Here is a 15,484-nt window from a genome sequence, read left to right on the forward strand (position 1 = left end):
TCCTTAGGCTAGCCTCACCTGACAGCTCGTGGAAGGCGGACATCGGGGTGAAAGCGGTTCTCCGGGAAGCCGTGACCGGGCAGTGGAAACCCGTCACCCTGGCTTCACTGCTCGGTGCGGCCCACCAGGCGGGTGAAGCCGCCGTCCCGCTGCTGATCGGCGTGGTCGTCGACGAGGCCGTGCGCACCGGCGCGGGCGGGCGGCTGGCGTTCTGGATCGGCGTGCTCGCGGTCGTGTTCCTCGTGCTGTCGGTGAGCTTCCGGTTCTCCCTGCGGTGCGCCGAACGCGCCGCCAACCTGGCCGCGCACGAGGTGCGCACCCGCCTGGCGGCCCGCGTGCTGTCGCCCGACGGCGGGGGCGGGCACGGCCGGCTGTCCGGCGAGCTGGCCGACATCGCCACCAGCGACGCCCAGCGCGTGGGGCAGGTCAACCTGGCGCTGCCCACCGCGTTCGCCGCCGTCGCGGGCCTGCTGGTGGGCGCCGTGGCGCTGCTGCGGGTCTCCGTCGCGCTCGGCCTGCTGGTCCTGGTGGCCGCGCCGGTGCTGCTGCTGGTCGCGCACCTGCTGGGCAAACCGCTCGAACGGCGCAGCGACGCCGAGCAGGACCGGGCCGCGCTGGCCTCCGGCGTCGCCGCCGACCTGGTCGCCGGGCTGCGGGCGCTCAAGGGCATCGGCGCGGAGGCGACGGCGGCGCGGAGGTACCGGGCGACCAGCAGGTCGTCCATGGAGGCGGCGGTCCGGGCCGCCCGGTCCCGCGCCTGGCTCGACGGCTGGATGATCGCCCTGACCGGCGTGTTCCTGGCGGTCGTGGCCCTGGTGGGCGGGCGCCTGGCGTCGTCCGGCGCGATCACGGTCGGCGAACTCGTCGCCGCGGTCGGCCTGGCGCAGTTCCTGCTGTGGCCGCTGTCCGTCTTCTCCTGGGTGAACGGCCTGCTCGCGCAGGGCCGCGCGTCGGCCGCGCGGGTGGCCGAGGTGCTCGCCGCGCCCCCGGCCGTGCCACCGGGGTCCGCTCCCCTGCCCTCCGTCGCGGGCCGGGTCGAGCTGACCGACGTGGTGTCGGGGACGCTGCGCGGCGTCACGCTGTCCGCCGCGCCGGGCGAGCTGATCGGCGTGGTGGCGCGGGACGCCGCGGACGCGGTGTCGCTGCTGGCCGTGCTGGCGCGGGACGTGGACCCGGTGGCGGGCTCGGTGGCGCTCGACGGTGTCACACTGTCCTCTGTGGAGGGTTCTGCGCTGCGGTCGGCGCTGCTGGTCGCCGCGCACGACGCGGAACTGTTCGAGGGGACGGTGCGGGAGAACGTCATCGCCGCGTCCGGCGGTCGTGCCGACGAGGCGATGGCGGCGGTGCGCGTGGACGACGTCGCCCGCGCCCTGCCCGACGGGCTGGACACGCCGGTGTCCGCGCGCGGCCGGTCGTTGTCCGGCGGGCAGCGGCAGCGGGTCGCGCTGGCCCGGGCGCTGGCCGCCGACCCGCCGGTGCTGGTGGTGCACGATCCGACGACCGCCGTGGACGCGGTGACCGAGGTGGCGCTGGCGGACGGGATCAGGCGGGTCCGGGCGGGCCGCACGACGATCGTGGTGGCCACCAGCCCCGCCCTGCTGGCCGCGGCCGACCGGGTGGTGTTCCTGGCCGGCGGCCAGGTCGTCGCCTCCGGCGCGCACGCCGACCTGGTCGCCGGCGAGGACTACCGACTGGTGGTGCTGAGCTGATGCGGGAACTGCTGGCGACGGCGTCCGCCGCCCGCACGTGGGCCGCCGTCGGCGAACTCGTCCGGCCCCGGCGCGGGCTCGCGTGGGCGGCGTTCCTGGTGCTGTTCGCGGGCACCGCGGTCGGCCTGCTCACCGCGCCCGCGCTCGGCCGGGTCGTGGACGTCGTGGCCACCGGGTCCGCCGACATCACCTGGCTCGTCGTCGTGCTCGCGCTGGTGGCCGCGGTGCAGGGCGCGTCCACCGCGTTCGGCACGTCGCTCGTCGCGCGGCTGGGCGAGGGCGCGCTGGCCGACCTGAGGGAGAGGTTCGTCGAACGCGCCCTGCACCTGCCGCTGGAGCGGGTCGAGGAGGCGGGCGCGGGCGACCTGACCTCGCGGGTCACCCGGGACGTGCAGGTGATCGCCGACGCGGTGCGCACCGCGTTGCCGGTCATGGCGCGCTCTGCGCTGACCATCGGGCTGACCGTCGTCGGCATCGCCGTCCTCGACTGGCGGTTCCTCGTCCCCGTGCTGCTCGCGCTGCCGGTCCACGTGCACACCGTGCGCTGGTACGGCGGGCGGGCCGTGCGGCTGTACGCGGCGCAGCGGGTCGCGGTGGGCGTGCAGCAGCAGCAACTGCTGGACTCGATCGGCGGCGCGACGACCGTGCGGGCGTTCGGGCTGGCCGACGAGCACGTGGCCCGCGTCGGGGCCCGGTCGCGCGCGGCGGTGGACCTGGCACTGCGCGGCATCCGGCTGCTGACCTCGTTCTACGGGCGGCTCAACCTGGCCGAGTTCATCGGCCTCGCCGGCGTGCTGGTGACCGGTTTCCTGCTGGTGGGCGACGGTTCCGCGTCGATCGGCACGGCCACCGCCGCCGCCCTGTACTTCCACGGCCTGTTCAACCCGGTCAACGCGGCGCTGGCGCTGGCCGACGACGCGCAGGCCGCCACCGCGTCGCTGTCCCGCCTGGTGGGCGTGGCGGACGAGCCCGTGCCGCCGACCGGGGACCGGGTGCGGCCGGCGGACAGCGCGGTGAAGCTGACGGGCGTCGGCCACGCCTACGCGCCGGGGCACCCGGTGCTGCGGGACGTGGACTTGGAGCTGTCCGCCGGGGAGCGGGTGGCGCTGGTCGGCGCGTCCGGTGCGGGCAAGACGACGCTGGCGAAGCTCGTCGCGGGCGTGCACGAACCCACCGCCGGCGGCATCAGCGTGGGCGGCGTCGACCTGGGCTCGGCGGTCCGCTCGGTCGCGCTGATCACCCAGGAGGTGCACGTGTTCGCCGGCCCGCTGGCCGACGACCTGCGCCTGGCCCGGCCGTCGGCCACCGACGAGGAGCTGGCCGACGCCCTCGACCGGGTGGGCGCGCTGGGGTGGGCGACCGCGCTGCCCCGCGGCCTGGGCACCGTCGTCGGCGAGGGCGGGCACCGGCTCACCGTGGCGCAGGCGCAGCAGCTCGCGCTGGCGAGGCTCGTCCTGGCCGACCCGCCGGTGGCGATCCTCGACGAGGCCACCGCGGACGCGGGCAGCGCGGGCGCGCGCGAACTGGAGGCCGCCGCGGCACGTGCCCTGGAGGGCCGCACGGGCCTGCTCGTCGCCCACCGGCTCACGCAGGCGGCGACGGCGGACCGGGTGGTCGTGCTGGAGGCGGGGCGGGTCGTGGAGACCGGCACGCACGACGAGCTGCTCGCGGCGGGCGGGCGCTACGCCGAGCTGTGGGCGGCGTGGTCGGGCACGAGGTCCTAGGTGGCCGCCGGGCGGAGGTCGGACCCGTCAGCGGGACGGCGGCGGGACGTCCCGTGCCGCGGGCTCGTCGTCACGGGTCCCGGCGGCCCCGACCTGGGCCTGCTCCTCGGCGATCTCCTTGTCGAGGAAGTAGTTCAGCGCGGTGCGGATGGCGGCGATCGCGGCGAGCCGGCCGATGTCCTCGAAGCTGGGCGACACCGCCGTGCGCAGGACGTCACCGGCCGGCTGGAACTCCAACCCCGGCACGAGGAACCTGCCCAGGGACAGCCTGATCGGCGTGAACACCGACGTGTTCCGGTGCCGCGCGCCCTCCACCACCATCCGGACCAGCGCCCACAGGGCGCCCACGACGATGATCCCCGCGCCCGCCGCCTCGACCACGCGGACCAGCACGCCGATGACCTCGCGGAGCGTTTCCCCGTCCGCGGCCGCACCTCCTCGGGTCTCCTACCCGGCGTCAGCCCACGGCGAAACCACCCCGGCGGACCGCCCGGGGCACCTAGCGTGGCGTCGTGGAGATCACCGAGGTGGTGCCGGGCCTGCGGATGCTCACGTTCCCGGTCGGTCAGGCGTACGCGTGGCAGGACGGCGACGGGCTGACCGTCGTCGACACCGGCACGGCGGGGCACGCCGAGCGGATCGCCGCGCTGGGACGGGTGGACCGGATCGTCCTCACCCACTTCCACGCCGACCACACCGGCTCGGCCGCCGCGCTGCGCGGGCTCACCGGCGCGCCCGTGGTCGCGCACCGCGCGGAGGCGCCCGTGATCCGGGGCGACGCGCCCGGCCCGCCGCCCGTGGTCCCGCCGGAGGAGCGCGAGCTGTTCGACCGCGTCACGCCCGGTGTCCCGGCCGCGCCGCCCTGCCCGGTCGACGTCGAGGTGGACGAGGGCGACGTGCTGGACTTCGGCGGCGGGGCGCGCGTGCTGTCCATCCCCGGCCACACGGACGGCAGCATCGCCATCCACCTGCCCGCGCACGGCGTGCTGTTCACCGGGGACACCGTCGCCACCCGGGAGGGTCGGGCCATCCCGGGCGTGTTCAACCTCGACCGGCCCCGGCTGCTGCGCTCGGTGGACCGGTTGCTGGGCCTGGCACCGCGCGTGCTGTGCGTCGGCCACGGCACCCCGCTGCTGTCGGGGCGCTGACGTACGCTGCCCGCGTGACGCAGCCGGATCCCGCCTTAGGCACGCACAACACCGTCAACGCCCCCGTGCACGGGCCGTCGGTCCAGGCGGGCTCGATCCACGGCGACGTGCACTTCCACGTCGGCCACGGGCCGCCGTACGCCGCCGCACCGCTGTACCCGACCCCGTCGCCACACCCGGCCGCACCGCGGCACCACCCCGTCGCCGCGCGCCGGGCGCCGGCGGCCGGGTCGCTCCTCGGCCGCTGGGCGAAGGCGCTGCTGCCCCTGTTCCTGGCCTGCGTGGTGGTCGGCGGCACGGTGGACGGCGTGATCGGCCCCGGTCGCCTGTGGGTCAAGCTCGTGCTCGACGCCGTCGTGGTGGCGCTCGCCGTCACGGGCGTCGGCGCGTGGTCCCGCTTGTCGGGCACCGGTTTCCGCGCCGGGCTGTCCACCGCCCTCGACCGCTGCACGCCGCGCCTGCTCGCCGCCCAGCCGCCCCACCGGCTGGGCACCGCGCTGTGCCTGCTGTCCGGGACGGCCGCGTTCGGCGTGGTGCAGGAGACCCGGCAGGCCGCCCAGGCGGAACCGGGCGCGAGCGGCGCGCTGCTCCTGCTGTTCGCGCTGATGCTCCTGTGCGCCCGCCTGCTGCTCAGCCGGAACGGCGGACGACCAGCTCCGTAGGCAGCACCACGGGTTCCGCGGCCGGCGCGGCGCCCTCCAGGCGGGCCAGCAGCAGGCGCGCGGCGGCCGCGCCCATCGCCCGCATCGGCTGGCGCACGGTGGTCAGCTCGGCGTGACCCGCGATGGGTATGTCGTCGAAGCCCACGACGGCCACGTCGCCCGGCGCGGTGCGGCCCGCCGCGCCCAGGGCGCGGATCACACCGAGGGCCGACAGGTCGTTGTGCGCGAACACGGCGTCGAACGGCAGTCCCGTCGCCATCAGCTTCTCCGCCGCCACGGCGCCCCGGTCGGTGGAGAAGTCGCCCTCCACCACCAGCCTCGGGTCCACGTGGTGGCCCGCCTCGCCCAGCGCGTCGAGGAAGCCGTCGAGGCGTTCCCGCACGCAGCCGAAGTTCGCGGGACCGGTCACGACGGCGCAGTGCCGCCGCCCGGCCGCCACCAGGTGCTGCGCCGCCGCACGCGCGCCCTCGCGGTTGGTGGTGGTCACCGACGGGAACCCGGGGCGGCTGCCGCGGTCGTCGATCATCACCACCGGGAGGCCCTGGCCGTGCAGGGTCTCGATGTAGCTCAGCGTGTCCGGCGGCTCGATCACCAGCAGCCCGTCGAACGCCTTGGCCGACACGTGGCTCGCGAACTGCGCCAGCGACTCCGCGCCCCGGTTGACGGTGTAGAGCAGCAGGCCGTAGCCCTCCGCCTCCAGCTCGTCCACCGCGCCCTGCACGACCTCGCCGGTCCACGGCCAGGTCAGCGACGGCACGAGCATGCCGACGGTGCGGGCCCGGCCGCGCGCCAACCCGACCGCCCGCGCGCTGGGCACGTACCCGACATCGGCGATCACCTGCCGGACGCGGGCCGCCGTGGCCGCGTCCACGTCCGGTTTGCCGTTGAGCACCCGGGACACCGTCGCCTTGCTCACCTGGGCGCGCTGCGCGACTTCAGCGATCGTGACCCGCACGGTGCCCCTCCTCGTCGAGGTGATCGGAACCGGTACCGAAACCGGTTACGGTCACGCAGTCAACCGCTGCGCGCACGCAGCGTCAAGGGCTGGGTCGTGGGTTAGGGTCGGGTGCATGGGGATCGTCACCGCCGTGAGCCGCAGCGGGGAGTACACCTTCACCAAGCCCGTCCGCGACGCCGTGACCCTGGTCGCCGGGCTCGGCGTGGAGGGGGACGTGCACAGCGGTGTGACGGTCAAGCACCGCTCGCGCGTGCGGCGCGACCCGACGCGGCCGAACCTGCGCCAGGTCCACCTGATGCACGCCGAGCTGCACGACGAGCTGACCGGGCTGGGCTTCGAGGTCGCCGCCGGGCAGCTCGGCGAGAACGTGACCACGCGCGGCGTCGACCTGCTCGGCCTGCCGACCGGCACGCGCCTGCGCCTCGGGCCGGACGCGGTGGTCGAGGTGACCGGGCTGCGCAACCCGTGCCCGCAGATCGAGGCGTTCCGGACCGGGCTGCTCAAGCGGGTCGTGGGACGCGACGAGGACGGCGGCGTGGTGCGCCGGGCGGGCGTCATGTCGGTCGTGCTGGTCGGCGGCGTCGTCCACCCCGGTGACGCGGTCCTGGTCGAGCTGCCCGCGGGGCCGCACACCGCGCTCCAGCCCGTCTGACGCGGTTCAGCCGCCGTTCGCCCGCGGTTCGGGCCCCCGGAAGGCACGTCCAGCAGGCTGCCCGCCATGACCCGAGTCGGACGCCGCGCCCTCCTGCACGCCGCCGTGGCCGTACCCGCCGCCGCCGCGCTCACCCCCGCGCTCGCCCCGGCGGTCGCGGGCGCCACCCCCGCGGTGGACCACGAGGCCGACCGCTTCACGATCGCGGTGCTGCCCGACACCCAGTACCTGCTCGACGAGGGCGGTTCGGACCCGGAGCCGGTGCGCGCGGCCCTGCGCGCGGTCGCCCGCGACCGCGACGCGAACGTGGTGTTCCTGGCGCACCTGGGCGACGTCACCGAGCACGGCACCGAGGCGGAGATGCGGCTGGCCGACTCGGTGTTCACCGGCGGCGTGCCCTACAGCGTCCTGGCCGGCAACCACGACGTGCCCTCGGGCACCGACGACCGGCGCGGCCCCACGCCGCACTCGCGCACGTTCGGCCCGGAGCGGTTCCGGCGGATGCCGACCTTCGGCGGTTTCGCGCCCGACGGCTACAACAGCTACCACGTGCTGCGCGCCGGCGGTCGCGAGTGGCTGGTGCTGGCCCTGGACTGGCGGGTGTCCGAGCAGGGCGCCCGCTGGGCGCAGGGCGTGCTGGACGAGCACCGGTCGCTGCCCGCGGTCCTCACCACGCACGACCTGGTGGCGGGCAGCCCGCGCGCCGAGCTGTCCGCGCACGGCAGGTTCCTGTGGGACACCCTGATCCGCCGCAACGACCAGGTCTTCCTGACCCTCAACGGCCACTACTGGCCGTCCGGCCGCACGACGCTGGTCAACGACCACGGCCACGACGTGCACCTGCACCTGACCAACTACCAGGACCGCTACTACGGCGGCGCGGGCATGGTCCGCTTCTACACCTTCGACCTGGCGCGCGGCGTGATCGACGTGGAGACGTTCTCGCCGTGGCTGCTGTCGCGCGACCCGGGCACCCCGCCGGAGGCGGAGACCGCGCGGCTGAGCGGTGACGCGGACCGGTTCACCGTGGAGATCGACTTCCGGGAGCGGTTCGCCGGGTTCGCGCCGCCCGCGGTGCCGCCGTCGCGCCCGGCGAGCGCGGTGGTCACCCGCGACACGGTGGCGTACTGGCGCTTCGACGCCGCCGGCTTCCCCGCGGCGGGGGGCCCGGTGGCCGCGGGCGCGGTGGCCCGCGACCTGACCGGGCACGGCAACGACCTGACCGCGCAGCGGCTGCACGCGAGCGGCCCGGACGTGCTGACGTGGTCCGACGAGCACCACGACGGCCAGCCGGGCCACGCGAGCCTGCGGTTCGAAGGGGGCAGGAACCCGGACCGGGGCGCGGTGCTGCGCACCTCCGACACCGCGCCGCTCAACGGGATGCGCTTCGAGTCCGGCTACACCATCGAGACGTTCTTCAAGCTGCCCGACCCGTTCGTCGGCGACCACGCGTGGATGGGCCTGCTCAGCTGGGAGGGGCGCGCGGGCGACGCCGGCAAGTCCGCGGGCTGGTCGGACGACGAGCCGACGTGCAGCCTGAACCTGTCCGGCGAGCGGTTCCTCCAGTTCGTGGTCTACCCGGTGCCGGGGGACGCCGACCCCACGTCGTGGAGCCACGCCGTCCCGGTCGGGCGGTGGACGCACGTCGCCGTGGTCAACGACGGCCGCCGCACCACGATGTACGTGGACGGCGCGAGGATCGCCCGCAACGCCGCCGAGGAGTCGCGCGGCATCTCCACGCTGGGCAGGCCGTTCGCGCTGGGCGGCACCCAGTTCGCGCTGCGCTACGGCCAGGGCTTCCACGGCTGGATCGGCGACACCCGGATCACCGCGCGCGCCCTGCGGCCCGCGCAGTTCCTCACCGGCACGCGGTAGGCGGGCCGCGCTACCGTCCGTCCCCGTGGGACTCCTGGACGGGACGGTCGCCCTGGTCACCGGCGGCAGCGGGCACATCGGGCGCGGCGTGGTGCGGCGGTTCGCGGCGGCCGGGGCGTCGGTGGTGGTGCACGGGTTCACCGGGGACGTGGGCGGCGGGGTGCTCGGGGTCCGGGGCGACCTGCGGGACGAGAAGGCGTGCCGACGGGTGGTGGGCGCGGCGTTCGGGTGGGGCGGGCGGTTGGACGCGGTGGTCAACTGCGCCGGGGTGCAACCCGTGCGGGAGCTGGCGGGGATGTCCGCCGCCGAGTGGCGCTCCGTCGTGGAGGCGGACCTCACGACCGCGTTCTGCTGCACGCAGGCGGCGGTGGAGGTGATGGGGGCCGGCGGGTCCATCACCCACCTCGCCTCGATCGAGGGAACGCACCCGGCCCGCGGTCACGCCCACTACAGCGCGGCCAAGGCGGCGCTGATCATGCACGCGCGGTCGGCGGCGCTGGAGTACGGGGAGCGCGGGATCAGGGTCAACACGGTCTCACCGGGCCTGGTGGGCCGGCCGGGGATCGGGGACGAGTGGCCGGAGGGCGTCGCGCGGTGGACGGCGGCGGCGCCGCTGACCCGCCTGGGCACGCCCGAGGACGTCGGTGACGCGTGCGTGTTCCTGGCCTCGTCGATGGCCTCGTGGATCACCGGGCACGACCTCGTGGTGGACGGCGGGGTCGGCGCGCGGCCCACCTGGTGACCACGGATTGTGACATGAATTCGGTTTGAGAGACAAAACACGATAGTAGGACACCCGAACGGCGGTGTCGGTCACGAAGAAGGTGATTGGGCTCGGCTCAGGCGGGTAGCTCCCATGGCGAGAGAGCACGCCGACCGTGAGGAGTCAGTCGTGGCCGAGAACCAGGCGGGTGCGGTCCGCGAGACCGCCCGCGAGGAAGGCACCGCCGTGGCGCAGCACGCCGGGCAGGCCGCCGGTGAGGTGGCGTCCACCGCGCGTGAGCAGGCGGGTCACGTCGCCGGGGAGGCCAAGACCCAGGCCAAGCACGTGGTGACCGACGTGCGCCAGCGCATCGCCGGAGAGGCCGATCAGCAGGCGCAGCGGGTGTCCCAGCAGATCAACCGCATCGCCGACGAGCTGACCTCGATGGCCGACGGCTCGGGCCCGGACACCATGTCCGCCGGCGCGCTGCGCCAGGTCGCGGACACCGGCCGCCAGGCGGCCCGGTTCCTCGACGAGCGGGGCGCGCGCGGCCTGCTCGACGGCGCCCAGGACTTCGCCCGGCGCAAGCCGGGGACGTTCCTCATCGGCGCCGCCGTGGCCGGTTTCCTGGTCGCGCGGGTCGCCAAGAGCGCGAGCGCCGCGTCGAGCCGGCCGCAGGGCGGCCAGGGTCAGGTCGGTCAGTACCCCGGTGGCCGGCACGTGAGCGGTGAGCTGCCGCACGACGTCCCGACCCACCAGTACCCGCAGCAGCGGCAGCAGTCGCCCCAGTGGGCGGCCCAGCAGCCCCCGGTCGCCCCCGGGATGCCCGCGACGCCCACCACCCCGGTGGCGCCGACGGCACCGGAGTTCGGCGCGCCCGAGCCGGAGCACGGTTCGCTCGCCCCGCAGATCCCGGGCGGCTACCAGCCGCAGCCCGGTGGCTACCAGCCGCAGCCCGGTCAGCCGGGGGGTGCGCGGTATGTCCAGCGCTGAGACCGGCCTCCCGTACCCCCGGGTGGACGTCACGCCGGAGCCCCACGCGCAGGCGCAGGGCCAGGAGGAGGCGTCCCTCGGGCAGCTGGTGGGTGAGCTGACCGAGGACCTGTCGCGCCTGATGCGCCAGGAGCTGGAGCTGGCCAAGGCCGAGATCCGGCAGGAGGCGTCCAAGGCGGGCAAGGCCGCCGGGATGCTGGGCGCCGCCGGGTTCGCCGGCTACATGGCCGTGATCCTGCTGAGCTTCGCCCTCGTCTTCGCCCTGGGCGCCGTCATGCCCCTGGGCTGGGCCGCGCTGATCGTCGGCGCGCTGTGGGGCATCGGCGGGTTCGCCCTGTACTCGACCGGCCGCAAGCAGCTCAAGACCGTGTCGCCCAAGCCGGAGCGCACCATCGAAACCCTCAAGGAGGACGCGGAATGGGCCCGTCACCCGACCAAATAAGGCAGGACATCGACCGGACGCGCGCCGAGCTCGTCGCGGACGCCAACCGGATCGTCGACCACACGAAGCCTGCCAACATCGCGCAGCGCCGGGTGACCAGGGTCCGGCGTGGCATCACCACCTTGAGGGAGAGGGTCATGGGCACCATGCCGGACACCACGACCGTGCAGCAGCACGCCTCGCACGTGGGCGACCGGGCGTCCGAGACCGCCTCGAACGTCGCCTCGACGGTGGGCGACAAGGCGCAGCAGGCCGCGCACGGCGTGGCCGACACCGCGCAGCAGGCCGCCCAGGCCGTGCAGAACGCGCCGCAGCAGGCGCGTGAGCAGGCGCGCGGCAACCCGCTGGCGGCGGGCCTGATCGCGTTCGGCGCGGGTGCCCTGGTGGCCGCGCTGATCCCGGCGACCCGGGCCGAGCAGGACGCCGTGCGGCAGCTCGGCGACCGCGCCGGTGACGTCATGGAGCCGGTGAAGGAAGCGCTCGCCGAGTCCGCGCAGACCCTCAAGGAGGGTGCCACCTCCGCCGTGAGCGACGCCGCGGCCGAGGTGAAGCAGACGGCCCAGGACGCCGCGCAGACCACCGCGGAGCAGGCCAAGGGCTCGGCCCAGGACGTCGGGCAGCACGCCCGCGAGTCCGGGCAGCAGGTCAAGCACGAGGCACGCGGCTAGCGGGAGGACCGGGTCGGGGCGGCGTGCCGAACGCCGCCCCGCCGGTCAGCCCGCGGTTCCCGCGCGGTCGTCCCCGATCTCCGCGATGATCGGCTGGGCGACGGCGAACGCCCGGTTGGCGGCGGGCACGCCCGCGTACACGCCGACCTGCAACAGCACTTCCTTGATCTCGTCCGGCGCCAGCCCGTTGCGCAGCGCCGCCCGCACGTGCATCGCCAGCTCCCGCTCGTGCCCGAGCGCGGCGAGCACCGCCAGCGTGACGCACGACCTCGCCCGCCGCTCCAGGCCCGGCCTGGCCCACACCTCGCCCCACGCGTAGCGCGTGATGAAGTCCTGGAAGTCGGCGGTGAACGCGTCGGCGCCGGCCGCGGCGCGGTCGACGTGGTCGTCGCCCAGCACCTCCCGCCGCACCCGCGTCCCCGCTTCGCGACGCGACTCGCGCTCCGCCGGACCGCCGCTCACAGGTGCTCCCCCAGGATCGCCGACACCGCGTCCGCCGCCTCCACGTTCGCCAGGTGCGCGCCCTCCACGAGGTGGAAGGAGGCGCCGGGGACCGCGTCGGCGATCGCCCGCCCCCACGACGGCGGCGTGGCCCCGTCGTGGACGCCCGCGACGACCGCGGTGGGCGCCCCGATCGCGGGCAGCACGGACCGCAGGTCCAGTGACGCCAGCGCCTCGCAGCAGGCCGCGTAGCCCTCGTCGTCCACGGCGGACAGGCCGGCCTCGAACGCGGGCGCCACGTCCGGGTGCGCCTCGCGGAACGCGGGGGTGAACCAGCGGCCCACCACGGAGGGCGCGATGGAGCCGGTGCCGGCGGCCCGCACGGCCGCCGCCCGCTCCAGCCACGGACCCGGGTCGGTGAACGACGCCGTGGTGCAGCACAGCACCAGCCGCTCGACCCGCTCGGGCGCGTGCCCGGCGAGCCACATGCCGACCATGCCGCCCAGCGACACGCCGCAGTAGGACACGCGGGGCAGGTCGAGCGCGTCGAGCAGCGCGAGCACGTCGCCGGCGAGGTCCTCGATCCGGCACGGCCCCGGCGCGGAAGGGCTGCCGCCGTGGCCGCGGTGGTCGTAGCGCAGCACCCGGAACCGGGACTCCAGCGCGGCCAGCTGCGGCTCCCACAGCGCGGTGGTGGTGCCCAGCGACGGGCCGAGCACGACCACCGGCGCGTCCGGCGGTCCGCTCAGCACGTGGTGGAGCGTCACGGCCTCCCCCTCCCCCGGTGCGCCGCGAGGGCGCGGTCGACGAACTCGCCCGCGCAGCCCAGGTACCCGGCGGGGTCGAGCGCGTCGTCGACCTCCTTCTCCGACAGGCCGATCCGCAGGTCGGCCAGCAGCGCCTCGCGCAGCGGCAGGCCGGCCGCTGCGGCGGTGCGGCACACCTCGGCCACCAGGTCCTGCGCCTCGGACCGGCCGATCCTGGCCGCCAGCCGCACGGCCACGTTCTCCGCCATCAGCAGGCCGCCGGTCAGCTCCAGGTTGCGGCGCATCCGATCCGCGTCGACGCGCAGCCCGGACAGCAGCTCGCGGGTGCCGCGCACCGCGCCGCCGACGAGGCTCAGCAGCTCGGAGACGGTGTGCCACTCGCTGTGCCACGCGCCCGCCGCCCGCTCGTGCTCCTGCGGCATCGCGGACAGCGCGGAGGCCACCAGGCCGGGCACCCGCCGCGCGCACGCGGTCACCAGCACCGAGCGCACCGGGTTGTGCTTGTGCGGCATGGCGGACGACGTGCCGCCGGCGCCCTCGGTCACCTCGCCGACCTCGGTCTGCGCCAGCAGCACGACGTCCTGCGCGATCTTGCCCAGCACGCCGGACACCTCCCCCAGCGCGCACGCCAGCTCGGCCACCCGCGTCCGGTCCGTGTGCCACGGGACGATCGGCGCGACCAGGCCCAGTTCGGCGGCCAACTGGTCGACGAGGGCGCCGCGCGGGTCCGCCACGGCGGCCAGCGTGCCCGCCGCGCCGCCGAACTGCACGGCCAGCCTCGTGCCGCGCACCCGGTCCAGCGCGTCCCCCGCCTCGTCGACCGCGACGAGCCACCCGGCGCACTTGAGCCCGAACGTGGTCGGCAAGGCATGCTGGGCGAGGGTGCGGCCGGCGATCAGGGTGTCCCGGTGCCGGGCCGCGAGCCGCGCGCACTCGTCGGCGACGCCCCGCAGCCCCGCCAGCAGCGGCCCGAGGGCGCGGTGCGCCACCAGCGACATCGCGGTGTCCAGCACGTCCTGGCTGGTCGCGCCGTTGTGCACGGCGGCCCGCCCCTCGGCGGTGACGTGCTCACCGATCGCGCGGACGAGCGGCACCACGGGCGTGCCGGAGGTCAGCGCTCCTTCGCCCAGGACGACCGGGTCGTAGCGGCCGACGTCGATGGCGGTCACCACCATCCGGGCCGCCTCCTCGGACACCAGGCCGGCCCTGGCCTGCACGATGGCCAGGGCGCGCTCGAAGTCCAGCATGGCGCGCAGCCACGCCCGGTCGCAGACCTCCGCCTCGACGTCCGGGTCGGTGAACAGGTTCCCCCACAGCGAGCGGGGGGCGTGGTCAGAGGTCGAAGAAGACGGTTTCATGCTCCCCTTGCAGGTGGATGTCGAAGCGGTAGCCGCCGGGGACGCCCGCGGCGACGAGCGTGGCCCGCGCGGCGGGGTCGTCGATCGAGGTGAGCACCGGGTCGGCGGCGTTGGCCTCCTCGTCGGGGAAGTAGGCGCGGGTGACCAGCCGCACCAGCATGCCCCGGCAGAACACCGACACGTCGAGGTGGGGTGCCTCCGTCGCGCCGTCGCCGGTCGGCAGCGGGCCCGGCTTCACGGTGAAGACCCGGAAGCGCCCCTCGGGGTCGGTGGCGCTGCGGGCGAAGCCGCGGAAACCCGGCCGGGCCACCGCGCCGCGCGGGTCGTCGGGGTGGTCGAACCGGCCGTCCGGGTCGGCCTGCCAGGTCTCCACGACCGCGTCCGGCACGGGGGCTCCCGCGCCGTCGAACACCGCGCCGGTCAACCAGAACCCGCCGGGCGTGCCCTCCGGCACCGCGTACGGGCCGTCCTCCCACAGCAGGCCGTGGCGGAAGAACGGGCCGACGGTCTGCGACGGCGTCGTCCACGACTCACTCATCGTCGTCCTCCTCCTCCAGCGGGGTGGGGTTCTTGCCGCGCAGCACGATGTCCCACCGGTAGCCCAGCGCCCACTCGGGCACGGTCGTGCCGAGGTCGAAGCGGGCCACCATGGCCTCGCGGGCCCTCGGGTCGCGCACCGAGTTGTAGATGGGGTCCTGCGCGAACAGCGGGTCGCCCGGGAAGTACATCTGGGTGATCAGCCGCTGCGTGAACGCGGTGCCGAACAGCGAGAAGTGGATGTGCGCGGGCCGCCAGGCGTTGTCGTGGTTGCGCCACGGGTAGGCGCCGGGCTGGATCGTGGTGAACGAGTAGCGGCCCTCGGCGTCGGTGACCGTGCGGCCGACCCCGGTGAAGTTCGGGTCCAGCGGCGCGGGGTGGCGGTCGCCGTCGTGCCGGTACCGGCCGCCCGCGTTGGCCTGCCACACCTCCAGCAGGGTGCCCGCGACGGGTCGGCCGTCGCCGTCGAGGACGCGCCCGGACACGATGATCCGCTGACCCTGCGGCTCGTCGGCGTGCCCGGCGGTGAGGTCGGCGTCGTGCGCGCCGACGCGCTCCTCGCCGAGCAGCGGGCCGGTGATCTCGGTCAGCCGCTGCGGCAGCAGCACGAGCGGCCGGTGCGGGACGCGCAGCGCGTTCGACCGGTACCCGGGGAAGTCCAGCGGCGGGTGGGACGGCGCGTCCCGGCGGTAGGTGTGCGGCAGGCGGGTGGGGTTCGGCACCGCGCTCTCCTTCGTCGCGCCGGGGTGTCCGACCGGGGGTCGGCTCGCGGCGGAACGCTATTCAGCGGGTTCGGCGGGGGTCAACGGGACCTTCCACTGACCGGAAGCCCGGTTCCGCCCCTCCG

The 15,484-nt window shown here is 75.7% G+C and carries 17 protein-coding genes; 10 read left to right on the plus strand and 7 right to left on the minus strand.

The genetic code is table 11. From position 1 onward, the window contains the following. The first annotated feature begins 47 nt into the window (after window positions 1-47). Both J2S66_RS18145 and J2S66_RS18150 read left to right on the plus strand, forming a co-directional pair. On the plus strand, window positions 48-1,709 hold the full coding sequence (locus J2S66_RS18145; RefSeq protein WP_310308330.1) for an ABC transporter ATP-binding protein: 1,662 nt from the start codon (window positions 48-50) through the stop codon (window positions 1,707-1,709). After that, the gene (locus J2S66_RS18150; RefSeq protein ID WP_310314874.1) at window positions 1,706-3,433 is read left to right on the plus strand and encodes an ABC transporter ATP-binding protein; all 1,728 of its coding nucleotides are present in this window, start codon (window positions 1,706-1,708) and stop codon (window positions 3,431-3,433) included. Before J2S66_RS18145 ends, J2S66_RS18150 begins: the two co-directional genes overlap by 4 nt. Before the next feature lie 27 nt (window positions 3,434-3,460). On the opposite strand, the gene J2S66_RS18155 is transcribed toward J2S66_RS18150, so the two are convergent. Next, window positions 3,461-3,826 (minus strand): DUF1622 domain-containing protein, encoded by a 366-nt coding sequence (locus J2S66_RS18155; RefSeq protein ID WP_310308331.1) that lies wholly within the window; start codon window positions 3,824-3,826, stop codon window positions 3,461-3,463. 119 nt (window positions 3,827-3,945) lie between these two features. Between J2S66_RS18155 and J2S66_RS18160 the strand changes: the two genes are divergently transcribed. After that, window positions 3,946-4,581: an MBL fold metallo-hydrolase gene (locus J2S66_RS18160; protein ID WP_310308333.1), complete on the plus strand. Its 636-nt coding sequence runs from the start codon at window positions 3,946-3,948 to the stop codon at window positions 4,579-4,581. Window positions 4,582-4,595: 14 nt separating this feature from the next. Next, window positions 4,596-5,243, plus strand: a complete 648-nt coding sequence (locus tag J2S66_RS18165) for a hypothetical protein (RefSeq protein ID WP_310308334.1) — start codon at window positions 4,596-4,598, stop codon at window positions 5,241-5,243. Here the strand turns inward: J2S66_RS18165 and J2S66_RS18170 are convergent. Then, window positions 5,212-6,198, minus strand: a complete 987-nt coding sequence (locus J2S66_RS18170; protein WP_310308335.1) for a LacI family DNA-binding transcriptional regulator — start codon at window positions 6,196-6,198, stop codon at window positions 5,212-5,214. The genes J2S66_RS18165 and J2S66_RS18170 overlap by 32 nt on opposite strands. Window positions 6,199-6,313: 115 nt before the next feature. Between J2S66_RS18170 and J2S66_RS18175 the strand changes: the two genes are divergently transcribed. The 6 genes from J2S66_RS18175 (at window position 6,314) to J2S66_RS18200 (ending at window position 11,534) form a co-directional block, all read left to right on the plus strand. Beyond that, a complete protein-coding gene (locus tag J2S66_RS18175; RefSeq protein WP_310308336.1) occupies window positions 6,314-6,853 on the plus strand; it encodes an MOSC domain-containing protein in 540 nt (179 codons plus the stop codon). Window positions 6,854-6,919: 66 nt separating this feature from the next. Next, the gene (locus J2S66_RS18180; RefSeq protein ID WP_310308337.1) at window positions 6,920-8,728 is read left to right on the plus strand and encodes a LamG-like jellyroll fold domain-containing protein; all 1,809 of its coding nucleotides are present in this window, start codon (window positions 6,920-6,922) and stop codon (window positions 8,726-8,728) included. A gap of 25 nt (window positions 8,729-8,753) precedes the next feature. Further along, window positions 8,754-9,470 carry an SDR family NAD(P)-dependent oxidoreductase gene (locus J2S66_RS18185; protein WP_310308339.1) on the plus strand — a complete coding sequence of 239 codons (717 nt, stop codon included), beginning with the start codon at window positions 8,754-8,756 and terminating at the stop codon, window positions 9,468-9,470. A 150-nt stretch (window positions 9,471-9,620) separates the two neighbouring features. Continuing rightward, the gene (locus J2S66_RS18190) at window positions 9,621-10,424 is read left to right on the plus strand and encodes a hypothetical protein (protein ID WP_310308340.1); all 804 of its coding nucleotides are present in this window, start codon (window positions 9,621-9,623) and stop codon (window positions 10,422-10,424) included. Further along, window positions 10,411-10,866: a phage holin family protein gene (locus J2S66_RS18195; RefSeq protein ID WP_310308341.1), complete on the plus strand. Its 456-nt coding sequence runs from the start codon at window positions 10,411-10,413 to the stop codon at window positions 10,864-10,866. The genes J2S66_RS18190 and J2S66_RS18195 overlap by 14 nt, the downstream gene beginning before the upstream one ends. Continuing rightward, the gene (locus J2S66_RS18200) at window positions 10,842-11,534 is read left to right on the plus strand and encodes a DUF3618 domain-containing protein (RefSeq protein ID WP_310308342.1); all 693 of its coding nucleotides are present in this window, start codon (window positions 10,842-10,844) and stop codon (window positions 11,532-11,534) included. Before J2S66_RS18195 ends, J2S66_RS18200 begins: the two co-directional genes overlap by 25 nt. Window positions 11,535-11,579: 45 nt before the next feature. Here the strand turns inward: J2S66_RS18200 and pcaC are convergent, their stop codons facing one another. From pcaC to pcaH, 5 genes are read right to left on the minus strand one after another with little or no spacing between them, the layout of a single operon-like run. Next, window positions 11,580-11,996: a 4-carboxymuconolactone decarboxylase gene (pcaC, locus tag J2S66_RS18205; RefSeq protein ID WP_310308343.1), complete on the minus strand. Its 417-nt coding sequence runs from the start codon at window positions 11,994-11,996 to the stop codon at window positions 11,580-11,582. After that, complete coding sequence (gene pcaD / locus J2S66_RS18210; RefSeq protein WP_310308344.1) at window positions 11,993-12,742, minus strand: 3-oxoadipate enol-lactonase; 750 nt, start codon at window positions 12,740-12,742, stop codon at window positions 11,993-11,995. The genes pcaC and pcaD overlap by 4 nt, the downstream gene beginning before the upstream one ends. Next, on the minus strand, window positions 12,739-14,100 hold the full coding sequence (gene pcaB / locus J2S66_RS18215; RefSeq protein ID WP_310308345.1) for a 3-carboxy-cis,cis-muconate cycloisomerase: 1,362 nt from the start codon (window positions 14,098-14,100) through the stop codon (window positions 12,739-12,741). The genes pcaD and pcaB overlap by 4 nt, the downstream gene beginning before the upstream one ends. After that, window positions 14,075-14,638, minus strand: coding sequence for a protocatechuate 3,4-dioxygenase subunit alpha (gene pcaG, locus J2S66_RS18220; protein ID WP_310308346.1), 564 nt, complete (start codon window positions 14,636-14,638; stop codon window positions 14,075-14,077). Before pcaG ends, pcaB begins: the two co-directional genes overlap by 26 nt. Next, on the minus strand, window positions 14,631-15,359 hold the full coding sequence (gene pcaH, locus J2S66_RS18225; RefSeq protein WP_310308347.1) for a protocatechuate 3,4-dioxygenase subunit beta: 729 nt from the start codon (window positions 15,357-15,359) through the stop codon (window positions 14,631-14,633). Before pcaH ends, pcaG begins: the two co-directional genes overlap by 8 nt. Window positions 15,360-15,484: the final 125 nt, after the last annotated feature.

The organism is Saccharothrix longispora (genome assembly GCF_031455225.1).
Lineage (GTDB): Bacteria > Actinomycetota > Actinomycetes > Mycobacteriales > Pseudonocardiaceae > Actinosynnema > Actinosynnema longispora.

Coding starts and splice junctions, on each gene's coding strand:
- J2S66_RS18175 (WP_310308336.1), top strand. CDS start 6,314: ATGGGGATCGTCACCGCCGTGAGCCGCAGCGGGGAGTACACCTTCACC.
- pcaB (WP_310308345.1), bottom strand. CDS start 14,100: ATGAAACCGTCTTCTTCGACCTCTGACCACGCCCCCCGCTCGCTGTGG.
- J2S66_RS18195 (WP_310308341.1), top strand. CDS start 10,411: ATGTCCAGCGCTGAGACCGGCCTCCCGTACCCCCGGGTGGACGTCACG.
- J2S66_RS18200 (WP_310308342.1), top strand. CDS start 10,842: ATGGGCCCGTCACCCGACCAAATAAGGCAGGACATCGACCGGACGCGC.
- pcaG (WP_310308346.1), bottom strand. CDS start 14,638: ATGAGTGAGTCGTGGACGACGCCGTCGCAGACCGTCGGCCCGTTCTTC.
- J2S66_RS18180 (WP_310308337.1), top strand. CDS start 6,920: ATGACCCGAGTCGGACGCCGCGCCCTCCTGCACGCCGCCGTGGCCGTA.